Source organism: Citrobacter sp. CK202 (assembly GCF_030333225.1).
Classification (GTDB): domain Bacteria; phylum Pseudomonadota; class Gammaproteobacteria; order Enterobacterales; family Enterobacteriaceae; genus Citrobacter_B; species Citrobacter_B koseri.
Genome location: NZ_JAOWGI010000026.1, coordinates 412,784 through 429,267, shown reverse-complemented (window position 1 = coordinate 429,267; position 16,484 = coordinate 412,784). Strand labels below are relative to the sequence as shown.

At 50.6% G+C, this 16,484-nt stretch carries 17 protein-coding genes; 3 read left to right on the top strand and 14 right to left on the bottom strand.

What is annotated here, in order from left to right; translation table 11 throughout:
* Positions 1 to 182: 182 nt before the first annotated feature.
* Positions 183 to 788, top strand: coding sequence for an FMN-dependent NADH-azoreductase (azoR, locus tag OGX84_RS14865; protein ID WP_012132314.1), 606 nt, complete (start codon positions 183 to 185; stop codon positions 786 to 788).
* Between the two features lie 62 nt (positions 789 to 850).
* On the opposite strand, the gene OGX84_RS14860 is transcribed toward azoR, so the two are convergent.
* The 13 genes from OGX84_RS14860 to OGX84_RS14800 all read right to left on the bottom strand — a co-directional run bounded on the left by OGX84_RS14860 (position 851) and on the right by OGX84_RS14800 (position 13,043).
* Complete coding sequence (locus OGX84_RS14860; protein ID WP_112002065.1) at positions 851 to 1,720, bottom strand: aldo/keto reductase family oxidoreductase; 870 nt, start codon at positions 1,718 to 1,720, stop codon at positions 851 to 853.
* A gap of 107 nt (positions 1,721 to 1,827) precedes the next feature.
* Complete coding sequence (locus tag OGX84_RS14855) at positions 1,828 to 2,178, bottom strand: hypothetical protein (RefSeq protein WP_309300384.1); 351 nt, start codon at positions 2,176 to 2,178, stop codon at positions 1,828 to 1,830.
* A gap of 32 nt (positions 2,179 to 2,210) precedes the next feature.
* Positions 2,211 to 3,497, bottom strand: a complete 1,287-nt coding sequence (locus OGX84_RS14850; protein WP_112002063.1) for a phosphatase PAP2/dual specificity phosphatase family protein — start codon at positions 3,495 to 3,497, stop codon at positions 2,211 to 2,213.
* The gene (locus tag OGX84_RS14845) at positions 3,494 to 5,254 is read right to left on the bottom strand and encodes a bifunctional alpha/beta hydrolase/class I SAM-dependent methyltransferase (protein ID WP_112002062.1); all 1,761 of its coding nucleotides are present in this window, start codon (positions 5,252 to 5,254) and stop codon (positions 3,494 to 3,496) included. The genes OGX84_RS14850 and OGX84_RS14845 overlap by 4 nt, the downstream gene beginning before the upstream one ends.
* The gene (locus OGX84_RS14840) at positions 5,247 to 5,885 is read right to left on the bottom strand and encodes a lysophospholipid acyltransferase family protein (protein ID WP_047464081.1); all 639 of its coding nucleotides are present in this window, start codon (positions 5,883 to 5,885) and stop codon (positions 5,247 to 5,249) included. The genes OGX84_RS14845 and OGX84_RS14840 overlap by 8 nt, the downstream gene beginning before the upstream one ends.
* Before the next feature lie 6 nt (positions 5,886 to 5,891).
* Positions 5,892 to 6,809 (bottom strand): phosphatidate cytidylyltransferase, encoded by a 918-nt coding sequence (locus tag OGX84_RS14835; protein ID WP_047463593.1) that lies wholly within the window; start codon positions 6,807 to 6,809, stop codon positions 5,892 to 5,894.
* Positions 6,806 to 7,411: a CDP-alcohol phosphatidyltransferase family protein gene (locus OGX84_RS14830; protein ID WP_047463591.1), complete on the bottom strand. Its 606-nt coding sequence runs from the start codon at positions 7,409 to 7,411 to the stop codon at positions 6,806 to 6,808. The genes OGX84_RS14835 and OGX84_RS14830 overlap by 4 nt, the downstream gene beginning before the upstream one ends.
* A 114-nt stretch (positions 7,412 to 7,525) precedes the next feature.
* The gene (locus OGX84_RS14825; RefSeq protein WP_024130313.1) at positions 7,526 to 7,849 is read right to left on the bottom strand and encodes a YdbL family probable chaperone protein; all 324 of its coding nucleotides are present in this window, start codon (positions 7,847 to 7,849) and stop codon (positions 7,526 to 7,528) included.
* Between the two features lie 7 nt (positions 7,850 to 7,856).
* Positions 7,857 to 8,039 (bottom strand): YnbE family lipoprotein, encoded by a 183-nt coding sequence (locus tag OGX84_RS14820; protein ID WP_012132311.1) that lies wholly within the window; start codon positions 8,037 to 8,039, stop codon positions 7,857 to 7,859.
* Positions 8,036 to 10,675, bottom strand: a complete 2,640-nt coding sequence (locus tag OGX84_RS14815; RefSeq protein WP_112002061.1) for a YdbH family protein — start codon at positions 10,673 to 10,675, stop codon at positions 8,036 to 8,038. Before OGX84_RS14815 ends, OGX84_RS14820 begins: the two co-directional genes overlap by 4 nt.
* 344 nt (positions 10,676 to 11,019) lie before the next feature.
* Positions 11,020 to 11,463: a DUF417 family protein gene (locus OGX84_RS14810; RefSeq protein WP_012132309.1), complete on the bottom strand. Its 444-nt coding sequence runs from the start codon at positions 11,461 to 11,463 to the stop codon at positions 11,020 to 11,022.
* Positions 11,464 to 11,510: 47 nt separating this feature from the next.
* Positions 11,511 to 11,972, bottom strand: a complete 462-nt coding sequence (locus tag OGX84_RS14805; RefSeq protein ID WP_112002060.1) for a helix-turn-helix transcriptional regulator — start codon at positions 11,970 to 11,972, stop codon at positions 11,511 to 11,513.
* A gap of 48 nt (positions 11,973 to 12,020) precedes the next feature.
* A complete protein-coding gene (locus OGX84_RS14800; protein ID WP_112002059.1) occupies positions 12,021 to 13,043 on the bottom strand; it encodes a YadA-like family protein in 1,023 nt (340 codons plus the stop codon).
* A gap of 1,458 nt (positions 13,044 to 14,501) precedes the next feature.
* Between OGX84_RS14800 and ldhA the strand changes: the two genes are divergently transcribed.
* Together ldhA and hslJ are read left to right on the top strand one after the other, a co-directional pair.
* Entirely contained in the window at positions 14,502 to 15,491 is a 990-nt protein-coding gene (gene ldhA, locus OGX84_RS14795) for a D-lactate dehydrogenase (RefSeq protein ID WP_012132304.1), read from the top strand.
* 113 nt (positions 15,492 to 15,604) lie between these two features.
* Positions 15,605 to 16,027, top strand: coding sequence for a heat shock protein HslJ (gene hslJ, locus OGX84_RS14790; protein ID WP_047463583.1), 423 nt, complete (start codon positions 15,605 to 15,607; stop codon positions 16,025 to 16,027).
* Here hslJ and OGX84_RS14785 read toward each other — a convergent pair.
* Positions 16,024 to 16,290 (bottom strand): putative hemolysin, encoded by a 267-nt coding sequence (locus OGX84_RS14785; protein ID WP_012132302.1) that lies wholly within the window; start codon positions 16,288 to 16,290, stop codon positions 16,024 to 16,026. The two genes, hslJ and OGX84_RS14785, sit on opposite strands and share 4 nt — an antisense overlap.
* Positions 16,291 to 16,484: the final 194 nt, after the last annotated feature.

Sequence of the window (16,484 nt, the reverse complement as noted above, 5' to 3'; positions counted from 1 at the left end):
CTGCCGGGTAAAATCTCTTTTTAATGATTGGTATAGAGTACCACATCGGCGCTTTTCGTGTGTTGTTCAATAATTTCGAACATAGGATTCGATATATTGCGCTATCTCTGCGACAGGATTGTGAATAGAGTGTCAACAAGCAACGGGGCTCACCCCATTCAAACACATAAAAGGAAACACCCATGAGCAAAGTATTAGTTCTTAAATCCAGTATTCTGGCAGGGTACTCTCAGTCTGGTCAGTTGTCTGATTATTTTGTTGAACAGTGGCGCGAAAAGCATCCTGCGGATGCGATCACCGTGCGCGACCTGGCCGCGAATCCTGTTCCGGTACTGGATGGCGAACTGGTGGGTGCCCTGCGCCCGAGCGACGCTCCGCTGACTCCGCGTCAGCAGGACGCGCTGGCGCTGTCCGACGAGCTGATCGCGGAACTGCAAGCGCACGATGTGATCGTCATTGCGGCGCCGATGTACAACTTCAACATCCCGACTCAGTTGAAAAACTATTTTGACCTGGTTGCCCGCGCAGGCGTCACCTTCCGTTACACCGAGAAAGGGCCGGAAGGTCTGGTGACCGGTAAACGTGCGGTGATTCTCTCCAGCCGTGGCGGTATCCACAAAGATACGCCGACTGACCTGATCGCGCCGTACCTGAAAGTCTTCCTGGGCTTTATTGGTATCACCGACGTGAACTTCGTGTTTGCTGAAGGGATTGCTTACGGCCCGGAAGTCGCGGCCAAAGCGCAGTCTGATGCCAAAGCGGCGATTGACAGCGTTGTTGCTGCATAAGATTTATTTGCCTCATCCGGCCTGCAAGGGGTGTCATCCTCCCGCAGGCCGGATAACCTCCATCAGGCATTCATGCCATTCAGCACCGCAAGAACCTCATCCGAAAGTTGCAAATCCCCTGCCGCCATATTTTCACGCAAATGCGTCACTGACGACGTTCCCGGAATTAACAGGATATTGGCTGAACGTTGCAGCAACCATGCCAGCGCAACCTGCATTGGCGTCGCATTCAGGCTGGCGGCAACGTCGGAGAGCGTTGATGACTGCAACGGCGTAAACCCGCCCAGCGGGAAGAACGGCACATAAGCGATACCCTCGCCCGCCAGCGCGTCAATGAGTGCGTCATCCTGGCGATGGGCGATATTGTACTCATTCTGCACGCAAACAATTTCGGCAATCTTCCTCGCCTCAGCCACCTGTTTCGCGGTGACATTGCTCAGACCGATATGCTTCACCAGCCCCTGCTGCTGAAGTTCAGCCAGCACGCTGAAACTCTCTTCGATAGATCCTTCATGCGGGCCATGACCGTCGCCGAACATAACGCGCAGGTTGACCACATCCAGCACATCAAGTCCGAGATTACGCAGATTATCGTGAACCGCCTGCTTCAGTTCCGCAGGCGAGAAAGCGGGCAACCACGACGCATCTTCCCCGCGACGGGCGCCAATTTTGGTAACGATCACCAGATCGTCAGGATACGGATGCAGCGCTTCTCGAATGATTTGGTTCGTAACATGCGGGCCGTAAAAATCGCTGGTATCAATGTGATTCACACCCAGCGAAATCGCCTCCCGAAGCACCGTCAGCGCGACGTGACGATCTCTCGGCGGGCCAAATACACCAGGTCCTGCCAGTTGCATTGCCCCATAGCCCAGCCGTTTTACCTGCCGGGAACCGAGAGAAAACGTCGCTGAATTACCGTGACTTGCCATAACTGCCCCTCTTGCTGAATATCGCTTCGGAGCAGACAGTATAGAAACTTACCCTGCAAATTATCGCGCTTTATCATACAAAACAGAAAATACGTAGAATCAATATCTCAATAGAACAACAACAGCATCAACCATCCCAGCCACAGAATGGCAACCCAGTACAACGTACGCTGACACTGCTTTAACGCCCCCTGCTGCCGCCCGGCAAGCGTCAACGTCAGTAGCTTTTCTCGCTGCCAGATAAAGCAAAGCACTTCACCAGCTTGCTCGTTATTTTCTTCGTTGATAAGAGAAAAATACTGAGCATCAAGCCACAGTCGCCAGCAACCAAACCAGACAATGCCGCTCATCATAGCGATCATTGTGCGGAGTATCCCCGGTGGTGAGAGCAGGAGAGCCCAGGCCAGCGGTGGGAAAGTGAAGAGCAAAAAGAAACGCCAGCTATTAAGCGTTTGCATCAACAAGCGAGCCTGTAGAAGATGCTTATTAGTTATGTTGTCACTTCTGTTTTCCATTGTTTTAACAGCTCCAGATGTTCAGATGTAAAAACAACCTGCGGTCGCGTCTTTCGTAGTCGATCAACTGCGTCATCAACACCTAACCCCGGATAGCGATACAATAACCATGCCGCCCCCACCAATGCACTGCGTGACAGTCCCAGCGCGCAGTGAATAAGGACGCTGCCATGAGTGATGCGCAATTGCTCCAGCGAACCCACTGCCTGATAAAGCGTGTCGTAGTCCGGTTTAACCAGATCCAGCATCGGTACGCAACAATAGACAACGTCTTGCGAAGCGTGGGAGCGGGGAAACTCACCGGTCAGATCCAGTACCGCCTGTTGCTCCACAGGTCTGCACGGATACGCACCTAAAAACAGCCCATCGACCAGAGGGCTGACCGCCGGTAAGCGGCGGGTATAGCAGTGCATAGAGAGCATCATCCCCAGTCGCCAGGGAAACAGCAGCCACCAGGCGGCGGGCGTTAACCGCCCCGTCCTGTCTTTTTGTAATGCCTCGACGCCGAGCGCACCATAAGCCAGCGCCACAATCAGCAACGCCAATGTCGGCCACCACAACCAGGGCGTCACAAACGTGCCAACCAGACACGCCAGTACACCAAACAGATAGCGAGTAGCCAGAATCTTACGCTTACCAGAGGCGATGCGCCAACGCCATTGCCCCTGTCCCGGAATCAACCAGTCGATAACCATACCCACTGCCAGCCCGGTGATAACATCAATAAAATGGTGCTGCCAGGTAGTCAGAACCGATACGGCAATCAGCAAAAACCAACCACCGTTCAATGCTTGCCATTTGCCCTTCAGATGACGATGGAAGTGCCGCCACAGCAACCAGCACAAAATAATATGCAACGACGGCGACTGATTGTACGGTAAATCAAACCGTTCAAGCTGACCAAAGAGCCAACCGGCCGGACCGGTTATCTCCGGTCTGGTGAAGGTAAATTGCAGCGGAAATAACAAGAAGCCAATGCAGGCAATCAGTGAAGCCAACACTAATTTGCAGACCAGTCGCCGCTGTTCATTCAGCGTTGTACAGACGAATAGCGACAGGCCGTACAGCAGATCCAGACTCCAGTAAGGAATAATAGTCAGGGGCACAAAAGGAATATGCCGCTCCCACTCAAAAACCAGACTACTAATGTTATCTCGCCCGGCGGTAAACTGGTTAACCTGCCCGTAGGTTAAAAAGAAAAACGGAGCAAGCAGCAGTAACCAGCCTATACCTTGCCGGTAAACAGAACGTCGGGTTGTCATGATGCGCGACGCACCGCCATAGAAACGGTGAAAATTCCCCACCCATCTATCAGTTGAGCGCATTTATCGAACCCGGCCTCCCACACCAGCGCATCCATTTCGCCTTGCGTACGCACACGCATCACCCATGCTTTTCCATCCTTATGACTGGTCAACGACCAGGCGATGGTTTTTAACTGTGGATGCCAGGGCTGACCGGTGTAGATCAGAATACCTCCCGGCTCAATGGCATCTGCCAGCCCGGCAAGAGAATTACGTACCAGCGTATTTTCCGGGAACAATTCATACAGTCCTGAGACAATTCCCAGCGTCGGTCGAGGTAGCAGCGCAGCCAGTTCTTCACGGTTAAAAGCATCCCCCCTTTCAAAACGCGCACGTGCCGCCATTGCGCGAGACTCTATCATTTCCTGGCCTCTCGCCACATTTAATTCGCTGTAGTCTCGTAGCAAAATTTCATCCACTGCCGTTTCACTTTCCAGCGCATCAAGTACATAACGCCCGTGACCAGCAGCAACATCAACCACCCGCACCGTCGTTCCCTGCTCAGCAAGTTTGGCAACCGCATGCTGAATCAACATCTGCATATGGATTTTACGCTGACGGATCCCTTTCCAGCCCACGCTATTGAGGTAGTTTTTGTCAATCAGACGCCCCAGTGCGCTGCTACCCTGCGGTTGATTGCGATAGACATAATCGAGCGTACTGCCAGAATCAAACCCCGTTTCAAATCCCAGACGGACTCCAGTGGATTGCGTCCCCAGCATCTTCATGCCATAGCGCAAGGTACGATAAGCGATGTCATTTAGCGAATAAGGTTCCGGCCCACCGCTTAACATTCGCCAGGTATCCGCCCCCGGACCCCAGCGGTCTTCGTCGCTATAGTCAAAACGTTGAGGAGGCAGAGCATAGAGCGTATCAATAAACACGCGCATTTTATCAAACGCCAGATGCCTCTCTTTTTCACCCAGAGTATCGTGATAAAACCCCGGCAGAATATGAATTTCTTTTAGCGGGTTGCGCAGTCTCTGGTAGAAATCGATCTGCGGCTGGCGGTGAACAACGTAATCCTCCCCGGAGACCAACATCTGCACTGGCAAGGTGATCGCGCTGGCATCGCTGACAATTCTCTCTGCCGTTTTGTAGAGATCGAGCAGGATATTAACCGCGATAGGACGGGTGACCAGCGGATCCTGATTGAAACTTGCCACCCTCGCCGGGTCGTGGGTCAGATACTTGCCCTTCACGTAGGAGTTAACAAAAAAGAGCCCGCGCAGTCGGTGCATCAACGCCAGCCCTGAGCGGGCAAACGGCACATACAGTTTGACCTTAAACGCCGGTGATGCCAGCACCAGACCGCGGATGGTCGGGGCGTAGTCATGTACCCAGGTTGCCGCCAACACCGCACCAACGCTTTGTGCCACAACCACCACATCCTCTATTGAGGCCTGACTGTCAGTTGCAACAAAACGAACAAACTCATCCACATCCAGAACCGAACGAGCCAGCGATGGACTGTACCCGCGCGGGCCCGGCGAGCGCCCGTGCCCACGGGCATCCCAGGCGTAGAACGCCGTATCCGGCATCGCCAGTTCATCGATAATATGTTGCAGACGACCAGAATGCTCATGTCCGCGATGGAACAGGACAATCACTTTCGGCGTTGCCCCTGCCGACGTTGCGGGCCAGTAGCGATAAAACAGCTCAACGTTGTCACTGGTTAAAAATTGCCGTTCTTCAGGCGCCCGTGTATTAATCATGGGAATGACTTCCTGTTGTTTGTTGCGAAAGCGCTACCAACTGGCACTTCAGATCGTCCATAAACGTGTTTTTATCGGAATTAAAACTCAGTGCGTTACCTACCGTGACGCCGATAAACAGCGGAAGCGGAATACGGTTTCCCTTGGCCATCACTCGCTCTGTTCCCCGCAGCCAGACAGGAATAATCGGGACTTCCGGCATGCTTTGGCTCAAATGCCATAACCCTGATTTCAGCGGCGACAGCTTACCTGCCTCGCCGCGCGTGCCTTCTGGAAAAAGGATTAATGTTTTTCCCTCACGCAATGCCTGCTCGCACAGTGCCAGAGGGTTAGCCTCTCCGCCTTTACGTGAAATGGGGATAATGTTGAGAATATTGAGCGCAAACCACGCCATGATTTTATTACGCAAGAAATAATCAGCCGCCGCGACGGGATGCACTTCAGCCTGACGGCAGAGTGGAAAAAGAGAAAGTAGCGCGAAGACATCCATGTGACTGTTGTGATTGGCCACCACAATCGCCGGGCCGCTTTTCGGCAATCTTTCTTGATATTTAACACGCAGACCAAGCCACAACCACATGATCGGCCAGACGATGCACAGCGCAAACAACGGACGAAGGATACGCGTCATCATAGGTTAGTAGCAGAAGTAACGAATGAAATGAAAGAAGACGGGCGCGGTAAAGATCAGCGAATCGAGCCGATCAAGGATGCCTCCATGTCCGGGTAACAGCGTGCCGCTGTCTTTAACACCGATATCGCGTTTGATCGCGGACATCACCACATCACCGCAAAATCCAGTTATGCCAATAATCACACCTGCCAACAGCGCCATCGGCCAGTTTAACGGCGTAAGCAGCGGCCCCAGAATCATTGCCGCCACCGCCGTCGTTACCACGCCCCCCAGCAATCCTGCCAGGGTCTTATTCGGACTGACCTTCGGAATGACTCTGATACGGCCGAGCGATTTCCCCCACAGGTATTGAGCAATGTCGTTGAATTCGGTCAGCCCCACCAGAAACAGCACCAACAGTGCGCCGGTCTGTAGACCATCCGCAGGCAGTACCAGTAAAAAGGCGACATGGCTGAAGGCAAATACTGTCGTCATCAAACTCCAGTGCAGTTGAGACGCGGTACGTAAAAAGCCCTGCGTATCGCCTGTAAGGACCATCCGCGCAGGTAAGAACAGAAAAACATAAACGGGAATAAACACCACAAACATGCCGTACCAGCCAATGCCAATCAGCCAGTAATTGATGGGGATGGCAATAAACATCCACAGCAGTGGCATACGGTCTGATTGTCGCGACGGTGCCAGCGTCAGAAACTCTTTTAGCGCTATAAAGCTCACCAGTGCGAAAAATGTCAGCGCCAGCCATTGCGGACTGAGCATCGCCAGCGAAAACAGCACGATAATCACCCACCATGTGCGAATACGCAGCGTCAGTTCCTGCCAGTCTTTCCCTGGACGCAGCAGCACCAGTAATCCATTGACTACCGTTGCCACCAGCAAAAGCGCAAAAATGACCGCGAGCGATTTCTCCAGCAACATCATTTCGCCTCCTCGTCATGTAATGCACTACGGCAGCGGTTGATGACCGTCCACAGCAGCAACACGATTGCAACGCCCCACACGGCGTTATTCCAATGCAAAAGCTCTGGCCAGATCGCCAACCCCAGTCCCCAGGCACCAAACACCAGCGCCCTGTCGCTTTTCCCCAACGGCCCGGCATAGCTGCGCACGCCATTGATGGTTTGTGCCAGCACACCACAAAACTCGGTCATTGCCGCACAGAACAACATGAGCAGCACCAGCAACGTATTACTGTATGGCAGCAGCATAAAAGGCAGGTAGAGAGCGACATCAGAGAGAACATCCCCAGTCTCATTGAGAATGGCGCCAGGACGTGATTTTTGATTGCACTCTCGCGCCAGCATGCCGTCCAACGCATTAAGCGCCATACGCACAAACAGCACGACAGGAAGCAGAAAAAATAAATCAGGATGAGGAAAGAAAACTAACACCGCACCGGTGATCAGGGAAAGCGCCATCGCTGCAAGGGTGACGTGATTAGCGGTGGCATGGTGTTTGTACAACCAGAACATCAATGGGCGCAGAAGCGCCTGAAAAGCGGGCTTTATCTGATAAAGCGTCATCATCATTCCCTGATAATCTATGAACTTTTGTCATAGTGCACTAATTAATCACATCATGACGAATGCTTTCCATCAACTGAAGGTAAAATCAGATATTACCAACGTGTGGCAACGTTACTTTTTCAGCCACTTACCGTTAATGCCCTGCACATACTCACCCGGCTTTGCACGGTCGACCAGCTTTTGTCCGGCCATTTTCGCCACCTCATCCACCGGAATCTGATGGCTTTTCGCCAGCTGTTGATAACTGGCGCTACGCTCTTTATTAATCTCGCTGACGAGCGAGCGCGTTTCTGGATCGGTTGCCAGCGCCACCAGATAACCATTAAGCGTTTCCCCCACTCGCCCTTGCGTTCTCGCTTCGCTCAGGGTCAACGCGATGGCGTTGCAGCTCAATAAACTCAGGATAAGAACGGTCGCTCTAAGCTGTTTTTTCATCATGACCTCAGAACAAATCACTGCGTGACTTCAATAAACTTTCCACGTCCTTATCAACCTTGATATGAATTTCATGCTCAATTTTGACGTTCATATTGATGGTGATCGGTTCCTTCGGCGCTGCAACTTCAATACGCGGCGTACAGCCAGCCAGTAAGAAGAGCGCCAGCATGGCAATCATCGTTTTCATTGTTGTTCCTCACATTCCTTGCCTTCCGGGCAACGGGTTTCCGGCAACGCGGTGTTTTGTTCAAGCCATGCCTGTAAGTTGTCGCCAAAACGCAAACTGCGCCAGAGCGTAAAGACATTTTCTTCATGGGTATAGTTCAGGTTAACCGTGCCGACTTTACCGTCCACATGGCTTTTACCCGTGACCGTCGCCTGCATGGTCAGCACGCCCAGATTGTCCAGATTAATCTTCGTCCACGAACGGGCAATCTCCATATAGCGTAACCAGTTGATTGCCGCGCCCGCCGCCATATTGTCTTTGACGACCGCATCGGCGGTATCTTTATCGATACGCAGCGTCATCGGGCCTGGATTGGTTAACCAGCCGTCTTTAATGATCCATTTTTCATTGCTCAGCCACAGCGGAAGCGCGCCGCTAACCGGGCCGGACATCGCAAATTGTTTGGGATTCACCGCGCTGATCAGTTCGCTGGAAGAGACATTTTGCACCCGCAGCAGTGCCGGATCGTGCTGCGGCATACGTAGCTGTTTCATGATGATTTTGCCGCCCAGCACATCCACGCTCACGTCACTCAGCAATAAAGGATTCTCTTCGCTCCACGGATAGCTTCCCTGGAGATCGGCCGTGATATTTTTCGCGGTGACCTGGTTTACCACCTCTGCGATGCGTAATGACACCGGCCCGCGCGTCCCCAGTTGCCAGGCGCCCTGACTGAAACGGAACGGCAACACAAAATCGACGCCGTTGATTTGGTTGTCCGGCATCCAGGCGCTACCGCCTTTCAGTACGCCGTGTCCACCCGCTTCAAACCCCTGCTCCTCTGCGGCGGAAAAAGCCACCTGCGCGTACAGTTCGCCTGCGCGCAAATTCATTTTCCAGTCAGGAGGCAGCAAGGGCTGGAAGACCGTAACCGACTGTTTTGGCCACCAGGCCTGCCCGCGTAAACGAATGCCGTCCCAGCGCCCATTTACCCGTACTGGCCCAATCGCCCCTGCGTGCAGGTCGCCTTTGAACTGGAATACCGTTGGGTCCGTTCCTTCAACGCTGAATTTGAGCGTTGACGGCGGTAAGACACTGCCGCCGGTGAACACGGTATTGCCCGCATCCAGCGATAACGCGCCGCTGAAGGTCGGGTTCCCGGCATCACGAACCCACACGATCGGTTTATCCAGCACCAGGCGCGGAGACGCCACCGTCATCGTGCCGTATTGCAGTTGATCGAACCCGGTGGACAGGTCGGTAAGCGTGATGGTGTTATCGTGCCATTCTCCTTTCCCGGCGACATCCCAACCGGCGTTCATCGGGGTGAAGCTGCCCTCGCCCCAGTAGCGCCACTGCCAGCGCCCCGCATCGGGAAGAAAATCATTCGCCAGCCCATCAAGATGCAGGACAAAGTCGCCCATCTTATTTTCGTGCGCGCGTAAAATTGCCTGTAATCGGCCATCAACTCCGCGTTGGGTAACTTTTACGCCAGCCAGCGGCCAGCGAATTTCGTCAATATCCAGAGAGTCAATCACCCGGCCACGAGAACGCAACAGCGCGCCGGGTTCAAAGGTCAGTTGTGGATCGGCCAGACTGCCGGTGAGCTGTGTCGGCAGTACCGCGTAAAAAATCAGATCGTCCTGTTTCGCTTCACCGGTTAAACGCAAGGGCATGTCGCTGTTATCCATACTCAGCTTGCCTGGCCCAATCGTCAGCACCGCATTGCCTTTACCCGCATCGCCTTGCGTCAGAACATTCAACCGGCCGCTTATCACCGCATTTTCAAGACCTGCCTGCCAGTTATTAATGTTGATCCCCAGACGTCCGCTCAGCGGAAAGCCCTGATACGGCCAGTTCCAGCGTCCATCGCTGATGGCAAGTTGCTGGCGAGTAACCTGCCAGGGGAGATCGAGCAGCGGCTCCGGGTTACCGCGCGCCATGACGATCAGCTGTCCGGCGTTGTCCCGCCACTCCAGTTCCGCATCCACCAGCGACGGTTCCTGCGGCAGGCTCAGCGTTGCGACGGCGTGTCCGTTCACTGGCAGCCCGTCCGGCACCAGAGGCAGCGTAAATTCCCCTTCCAGTTTTACAGGGGGCTGATTTTCGAAGGCGCTCACCTCCAGTTGGCTGACGGTGAAGTTTTGCCCGTGCAGCCGCCCCTGAAAGTTGACCTTCTCGCCCTGATAACGAATCTGTTGGAGGGCTGGCGTCAGCGAAAGCGACAATTTCCCCTGCCATTCCTGCCAGGGAGAAAGAATAAGCCTGTCGATATTAACCCAGGTATTAGGCAGCATAGACTGCCATTCTGCGAGCGTGCGCGGCGCCGCGGGCGATGGTTCAGATTCAGGGAGTTTTGCCAGACAGGCGGAGTCCAGTTCAAGCGTACCGATATTCAGCTGCCAGCGGCTGGGATGGGTGAGTTCCGCGCCGCTCATGCGTGCTAACGGGCAGTCCTCCACCAGATAACGCAGCTCCGGGATATGCAGGCCGTGGCGCGTAAGTTTCGGGCTTTCATCCAGCGCGATACGCGTACCAACCGGCAACCAGATGCCCGCCAGCGTAGGAAGCCACAGGCCAAGCGTCATGAGCAGCGTTAACGGTATAAGGATCAATAATAAAAGTAGCGCGAGAACGGCTTTGTATTTACCCTTCATGGGTAGTTAATATCCTGATTTAGCAAAAATTAAGCCGGTAAGGCCCGTATTGTGGCATGTTTGGGCGCTCAGTTGAAGGCGTCGCCCTCACTAAGGATAGATGTTCTGCCGCGACCCAACAATTTTGAGGCCGTCTTAGAAATGATAAAGTTGATGATATAACAGAGCGTTAGTATCCGATCCTTCTGCCATCTCACCATGATGGCGCACATCCGCAGTCAGGCAAACATTTTGTACTGAATTAACTCAGTCTCCTGATTTATTACGGAAAACAGAGGCGCAGAGGACTGACCATTTGCAGATCCTCTGCCAGGGTTCACATTCCTGCCATTCTGTAGCAGCGTTTATACCCGGTATGTTCCATTCCTGAATGCCAGATACCGGGTAAGGTCATATTTCAGCAAAACTGCTCCAGCGCCAATCAAGAGAACATCCTTGATAATGAAGCTGTCAATTTTCCCCAGTTGTGGCAGCAGGCTCAGAGTCGTTACTCCTGTAGTGATAACAATGAGATCGCCAGATATGCCAACACCAGGTCGGGCGAAGCCAATGATCAACGCAAGAAATGTAATGGTTTCCATAACGCCAAGGAAATAACTTCCCCCGTGGACACCAAAAATCAAATACAGAATATTGAGCCATGTTGATGAAATCAGAGGCTCCAGGGCCATAACTTCAAAATCAAACCATTTATAAGTACCAAACAGCATAAATACACCGATAACGCTCAGGCGAAGAATGACGATATCGTAATCTGAGCGAATAAATCGATTAATGAAATTCTTCATTCATATTCTCCGGGAAGATAATAATGAGATGCCAGCCAGATTTTATCTCAGATGAGAAATATCAGTTCAAAAAAAGCATTCCGATCAATGCCGTTACTTTTAAATGGCAGGTGCATTCCATTTTTTAAGCCGATTTTTTTCTTGATATTGTAAATATGCGAATATACTGTTTTCTTACTTCGACCTCTCATCCTGGCGATTTGCTCTACACTAAAGTGTTTATAGTATAAAAGGAAAGCGATAATTCTTTCATTATGTGTTAATGATTTACCTTGGTCATTCAAACAAGATCCATGCTTCATATTGCAAGGCTCTGACTTGCAGGCAAGGTAAAAATCATACCCGTAGAAAAGTATGCTCATGAGTCCGGCGAACTCATTATCACAGATAATAAAATACGTTTCTCTTTCGCTGTTAAAATGTTCAACGCCAAGTGCCTCACACGAATTGAATAATACTTCAGCGCCTTGCTGAAAATAAAAATCATGCGTCGCGATGATAATTTTCATTATTGCTCCATGAGCAGGGAGTAAAATACCCCCTGCTGTAAGCTTTAATCAGAACTCCAGACTAATACCCGTGTTCCATGAAACGGAATCTCCACCGGCCGCAACTGCCATTTTACCTGCAACATTGTCTGTAAAGCGGTAGCCGATCCCAACGGCTACTGCCTGCTTATCTGAATATCCTCCCAATGCCGCAGTAGCATTAAATTTACCCACGCTATAAGGCTGGAATAAACCTGCAAGCGCCGCATTCTGAGCTGCACTTTCACGAATTTCTTTGCGGTTGTTAGATATCTGTTTTTGCAGACCATTCATTCTGTCTGCCGCCATTTTTTGCCAGGATTCATGAAGATCTAAACGGCGACTATTCTTACTGGCCGCAGACTGGTTAGCATTGATTTTTCCAGATAAATATTTGCTGGTCTGAGAAATCTCGCCACGAACAGCTTCCGTATTGTTGTCTATACGCGCGTAAGCATCCCTTTTGACACTGCCGATTTCGCCGCGCAAGGAATCACCCTGCTGCTTAAGCTCGCCACGCACGGCTTTTGCATTACTGTCGGCCCGTGCGTAGGCATCCCTTTTGGCGCTGCCGATTTCACCACGCAGGGAATCACCCTGCTGCTTAAGCTCGCCACGCACGACGTTCGCATTATTGTCAGCCTGTGCAATTGCATCAGCTTTGGCCTGGCCGATTTCGCCGCGTAGAACATCCTTTTGTTCATCCAGTTCTTTATTAACCTTCCCAACGCTTACGGTCACGTCCTGTTTCACCGTATTTATTGCATCCCGCTGTGAAGCCAGCGAGCGATTTTGAGCATTAATTTGTTCATTAATATAATTTTTCGTCGTATTTGCAGCATCATTTACACGTCCATCTACATATCTAACCACCTCGTTTCGATAATTCTCCCCTTTTTGAGAAAGGGATTGAGCTAATGCAATCAGTTGGTTATTTAGTTCTCCTTTGGTAACTGGTTTGTTGAGTTCGTCCTGCCCCGCTGCCCAACTGATATTGCTTAGAGCACCGAACAAAACCACACCTAACATAGAGGCCATAACATTCTTATGCATGTAAACACCCTTAAATTAAAATTAGGAACAATTTTTATCTATTGCAGAAATAAACAGACTCAACCAGAGAACAACAATCTGGAATTCGCCATCTTTTGCGTAGGAAGTTTTCAATCAACCAGACTTGCCTGATTCCAACTTTTAAATTAATTGCTATCATCTCTCGACTGAAGCCAGAAAGTATTAGTGCAAGAACACTTTTAGACAGCTTCGATAACCTCCCGGAAGAAAGTCGCGCATGTGTTATTTCATTAAGTAAAGGTACTGTATCCGTAAGATATGCTGTATCCTGAACAGATTCTTTCCTTAGTAAAACGGGAGGAAGAAAATAAATTACACGCTGTATTGTTTTCTCGTGGTGTTTTACACCGCTTCTCCCTTCAATAGTGAAGTAGTTAAAAAACTCAGCAATGGTCTCATCCACAGGCAAAAAATAGCCATGCTTAAATATCAATGCTGCGCACGGGTAACACTCCCGAACATGCAGCCAGAAACTCAAAAATAAAGACGGCCGCCCATATATTACGACAGTAGCTGAAGGATACCTGTGAAGCTGCTCCAGTAGACTACATGTAGAGCAGGCATTTTCAGTTATTGAAATTGGTTTATTCAATAAGGTTATCTTGCTTACTGTTCCAGGCTTATTCATCGACAGATTCATCGCGTACATTTTTATTCCATTAAAAAGTCGCTACGATACTGCGCGCAGTCATAATAACACCTCCAACTTAACTTCGCCGGATAAGACAGGATTTAACATGCTGTGTTGTTAATAGTATGTATTAAGTTACGGCAATATCACCCCTCCACTCTTGTTTGTATTAAACGTGTTAATAAAAATCACGAGGATTCAAGTTAAAATAACAAAACTAATTTCTTGGTTAAATTATGCTTATTTGGAATCCTTTGACAATCCCTTGATAAACGGGATAACAGGAGCATATCAACGCCTGTTTAAATAAGTGCAAAAAATAAAAGGGAAATTACCGCTGGTCACACCAGACAGGACAATTGGTGAAATTTACAGAAATGTGATAAGAATCACAGCAAAGGAAAAAGTTCATGAAATTCATCATGGAATGGAGCGATGAGCGGAGCAATTATCAATTTTTGTCAATCAATTGAAGCGATAGGTGATTTCGTATGAAAGTGAGAGTTTGCAGGTTATGTCTGTCGGTTGTTCGACGTTACGAACGTCTATCAGCCTGATTCGCTACAGAAAGAATACGTCAGTCTGTGGAAGAGTAACTGACCCACTGATAAGGCATGGGTTCAGAATGACCGGAAGGGAAATATGTGTTAAAGAAAGTTGTTTAATTTTAGTATGATAGGTGCCTTAAGAAGAGATGTTCTAAAATTATTCATCATGTCATGGTTACGCCTATCAATTATTTTTTAAATTTTGTAAGATAATTTTAATTGATTCAATGTTATTCCACCATCGCTGGAGAAAGCCTTATGAAACTCGCTGTTTACAGTACAAAGCAGTACGACAAGAAGTACCTGCAACATGTTAACGAGTCCTTTGGTTTTGAACTTGAATTTTTTGACTTTCTGCTGACTGAAAAAACGGCAAAAACCGCCAACGGTTGCGAGGCGGTATGCATCTTCGTTAACGACGACGGCAGTCGCCCGGTTCTGGAAGAGCTGAAAAAGCACGGCGTAAAATACATTGCGCTGCGTTGCGCTGGCTTCAATAACGTCGATCTGGACGCCGCAAAAGAGCTGGGTCTGCAAGTCGTGCGCGTCCCGGCCTATTCTCCTGAAGCCGTCGCCGAACATGCGATTGGTATGATGATGACGCTGAACCGTCGCATTCATCGCGCTTATCAACGTACCCGTGATGCAAACTTTTCACTGGAAGGTCTGACCGGTTTTACCATGCACGGTAAAACGGCTGGCGTGATCGGGACGGGCAAGATCGGCGTCGCCGCGCTGCGTATTCTAAAAGGTTTTGGTATGCGACTGCTGGCGTTTGATCCTTACCCAAGCGCCGCCGCGCTGGAGCTTGGCGTGGAGTATGTCGATCTGCCGACGCTGTTTGCGGAGTCTGATGTCATTTCTCTGCATTGCCCGCTGACAGCTGAAAACTACCATTTGCTTAATCATGCCGCGTTCGATCAGATGAAAAACGGGGTGATGGTGATCAACACCAGTCGTGGGGCGTTGATTGATTCGCAGGCGGCAATTGAAGCGCTGAAAAACCAGAAGATTGGTTCACTGGGGATGGACGTCTATGAAAACGAACGCGATCTGTTCTTTGAGGACAAGTCCAACGATGTGATTCAGGATGACGTATTCCGTCGTCTGTCTGCCTGCCATAACGTGCTATTCACCGGGCACCAGGCTTTCCTGACCGCGGAAGCGTTGACCAGCATCTCGGAAACCACTCTGCAAAATCTGGAACAGCTCTCAAAAGGTGAAACCTGCCCGAACGCCCTGTTCTGACCCTTCTGCTCCCCTGCGTTCAGGGGAGCACTTTCAGATAATCCCCGATGATATACCAGGCTATATCATTACAATTATGAATGATTTCCCGTCAGCAAATGTAGAGAGTTTTAATGAAGAAGATCGTCGCACTGGTTGCACTCAGCATGCTTATGGCAGGCTGCGTCAGCAATGGAAAAGTCTCCGTTAACCGTGATCAGCTACAGCATCACCGTTTTGTTCTGGAGAGTGTAAACGGAAAACCAGTCGCTGCGGGTAAGAACGCCCCGGAGTTAAGCTTCGGTGAAAAAATGACGGTTTCCGGCCGCATGTGCAACCGCTTCAGCGGCCAGGGCAAGCTGTCTGATGGCGAGCTGAAAGTCAAAGAAATGGCGATGACGCGTATGATGTGCGCCGACCCGCAGTTAAATGAACTGGATCACACCATTAGCGCGATGCTCAAACAAGGCGCGCAGGTCGACTTAACGGCTAACCAGTTGACGCTGGCGACCGCAGAACAAACGCTGATGTTCCGACTGGCTGATTTAGTGCATTAATAGCTGCCGCAGCTTCCAGCGGCGAGCGACTGTTCACTACAGCGTTTGCCGTTGGGTAATGCGCACATGCCAATCGCCGATCCGTCAAGCTGACGGGCAACAGAGAGCGACCCGCCAATCATGGCGCAGTTGGCTTCCCCGGAACTGGACATTGCCGCCTTTAACCCCGGCGCAACATGCGCTGCCGTCGCCTGCTGAACAGGCTCATTACTACAGGCCGACAATAATAACGCGGCACACCCCACTAAAAACGCTGCGCGCATCTCTCTCCCCTCTGAACGTTAGCCGAAACGATACCGCCATAAATAATAGGCAGGCTGCCCTGCGTCGTCGAGAGGCAAACTGCCCATTTATGCGGTTCATTGACATTTTTTAGCAATTTTTTTGCCCTCTCTTTGATCAAATCATTCATTCCCTCTATTCCAGGGACACAAAAGCGAAAATGGTAGAGATCGGG

Excerpts from the sequence above, each read along its gene's own strand:
- OGX84_RS14810 (WP_012132309.1), bottom strand. The coding sequence starts at position 11,463 with ATGAAGAATTTCATTAATCGATTTATTCGCTCAGATTACGATATCGTC.
- hslJ (WP_047463583.1), top strand. The coding sequence starts at position 15,605 with ATGAAGAAGATCGTCGCACTGGTTGCACTCAGCATGCTTATGGCAGGC.
- OGX84_RS14815 (WP_112002061.1), bottom strand. The coding sequence starts at position 10,675 with ATGAAGGGTAAATACAAAGCCGTTCTCGCGCTACTTTTATTATTGATC.
- OGX84_RS14805 (WP_112002060.1), bottom strand. The coding sequence starts at position 11,972 with ATGAAAATTATCATCGCGACGCATGATTTTTATTTTCAGCAAGGCGCT.
- OGX84_RS14860 (WP_112002065.1), bottom strand. The coding sequence starts at position 1,720 with ATGGCAAGTCACGGTAATTCAGCGACGTTTTCTCTCGGTTCCCGGCAG.
- OGX84_RS14850 (WP_112002063.1), bottom strand. The coding sequence starts at position 3,497 with ATGACAACCCGACGTTCTGTTTACCGGCAAGGTATAGGCTGGTTACTG.
- OGX84_RS14840 (WP_047464081.1), bottom strand. The coding sequence starts at position 5,885 with ATGACGCGTATCCTTCGTCCGTTGTTTGCGCTGTGCATCGTCTGGCCG.
- ldhA (WP_012132304.1), top strand. The coding sequence starts at position 14,502 with ATGAAACTCGCTGTTTACAGTACAAAGCAGTACGACAAGAAGTACCTG.
- OGX84_RS14800 (WP_112002059.1), bottom strand. The coding sequence starts at position 13,043 with ATGCATAAGAATGTTATGGCCTCTATGTTAGGTGTGGTTTTGTTCGGT.
- OGX84_RS14845 (WP_112002062.1), bottom strand. The coding sequence starts at position 5,254 with ATGATTAATACACGGGCGCCTGAAGAACGGCAATTTTTAACCAGTGAC.
- OGX84_RS14855 (WP_309300384.1), bottom strand. The coding sequence starts at position 2,178 with ATGCAAACGCTTAATAGCTGGCGTTTCTTTTTGCTCTTCACTTTCCCA.
- azoR (WP_012132314.1), top strand. The coding sequence starts at position 183 with ATGAGCAAAGTATTAGTTCTTAAATCCAGTATTCTGGCAGGGTACTCT.
- OGX84_RS14830 (WP_047463591.1), bottom strand. The coding sequence starts at position 7,411 with ATGACGCTTTATCAGATAAAGCCCGCTTTTCAGGCGCTTCTGCGCCCA.
- OGX84_RS14825 (WP_024130313.1), bottom strand. The coding sequence starts at position 7,849 with ATGAAAAAACAGCTTAGAGCGACCGTTCTTATCCTGAGTTTATTGAGC.
- OGX84_RS14820 (WP_012132311.1), bottom strand. The coding sequence starts at position 8,039 with ATGAAAACGATGATTGCCATGCTGGCGCTCTTCTTACTGGCTGGCTGT.
- OGX84_RS14785 (WP_012132302.1), bottom strand. The coding sequence starts at position 16,290 with ATGCGCGCAGCGTTTTTAGTGGGGTGTGCCGCGTTATTATTGTCGGCC.
- OGX84_RS14835 (WP_047463593.1), bottom strand. The coding sequence starts at position 6,809 with ATGATGTTGCTGGAGAAATCGCTCGCGGTCATTTTTGCGCTTTTGCTG.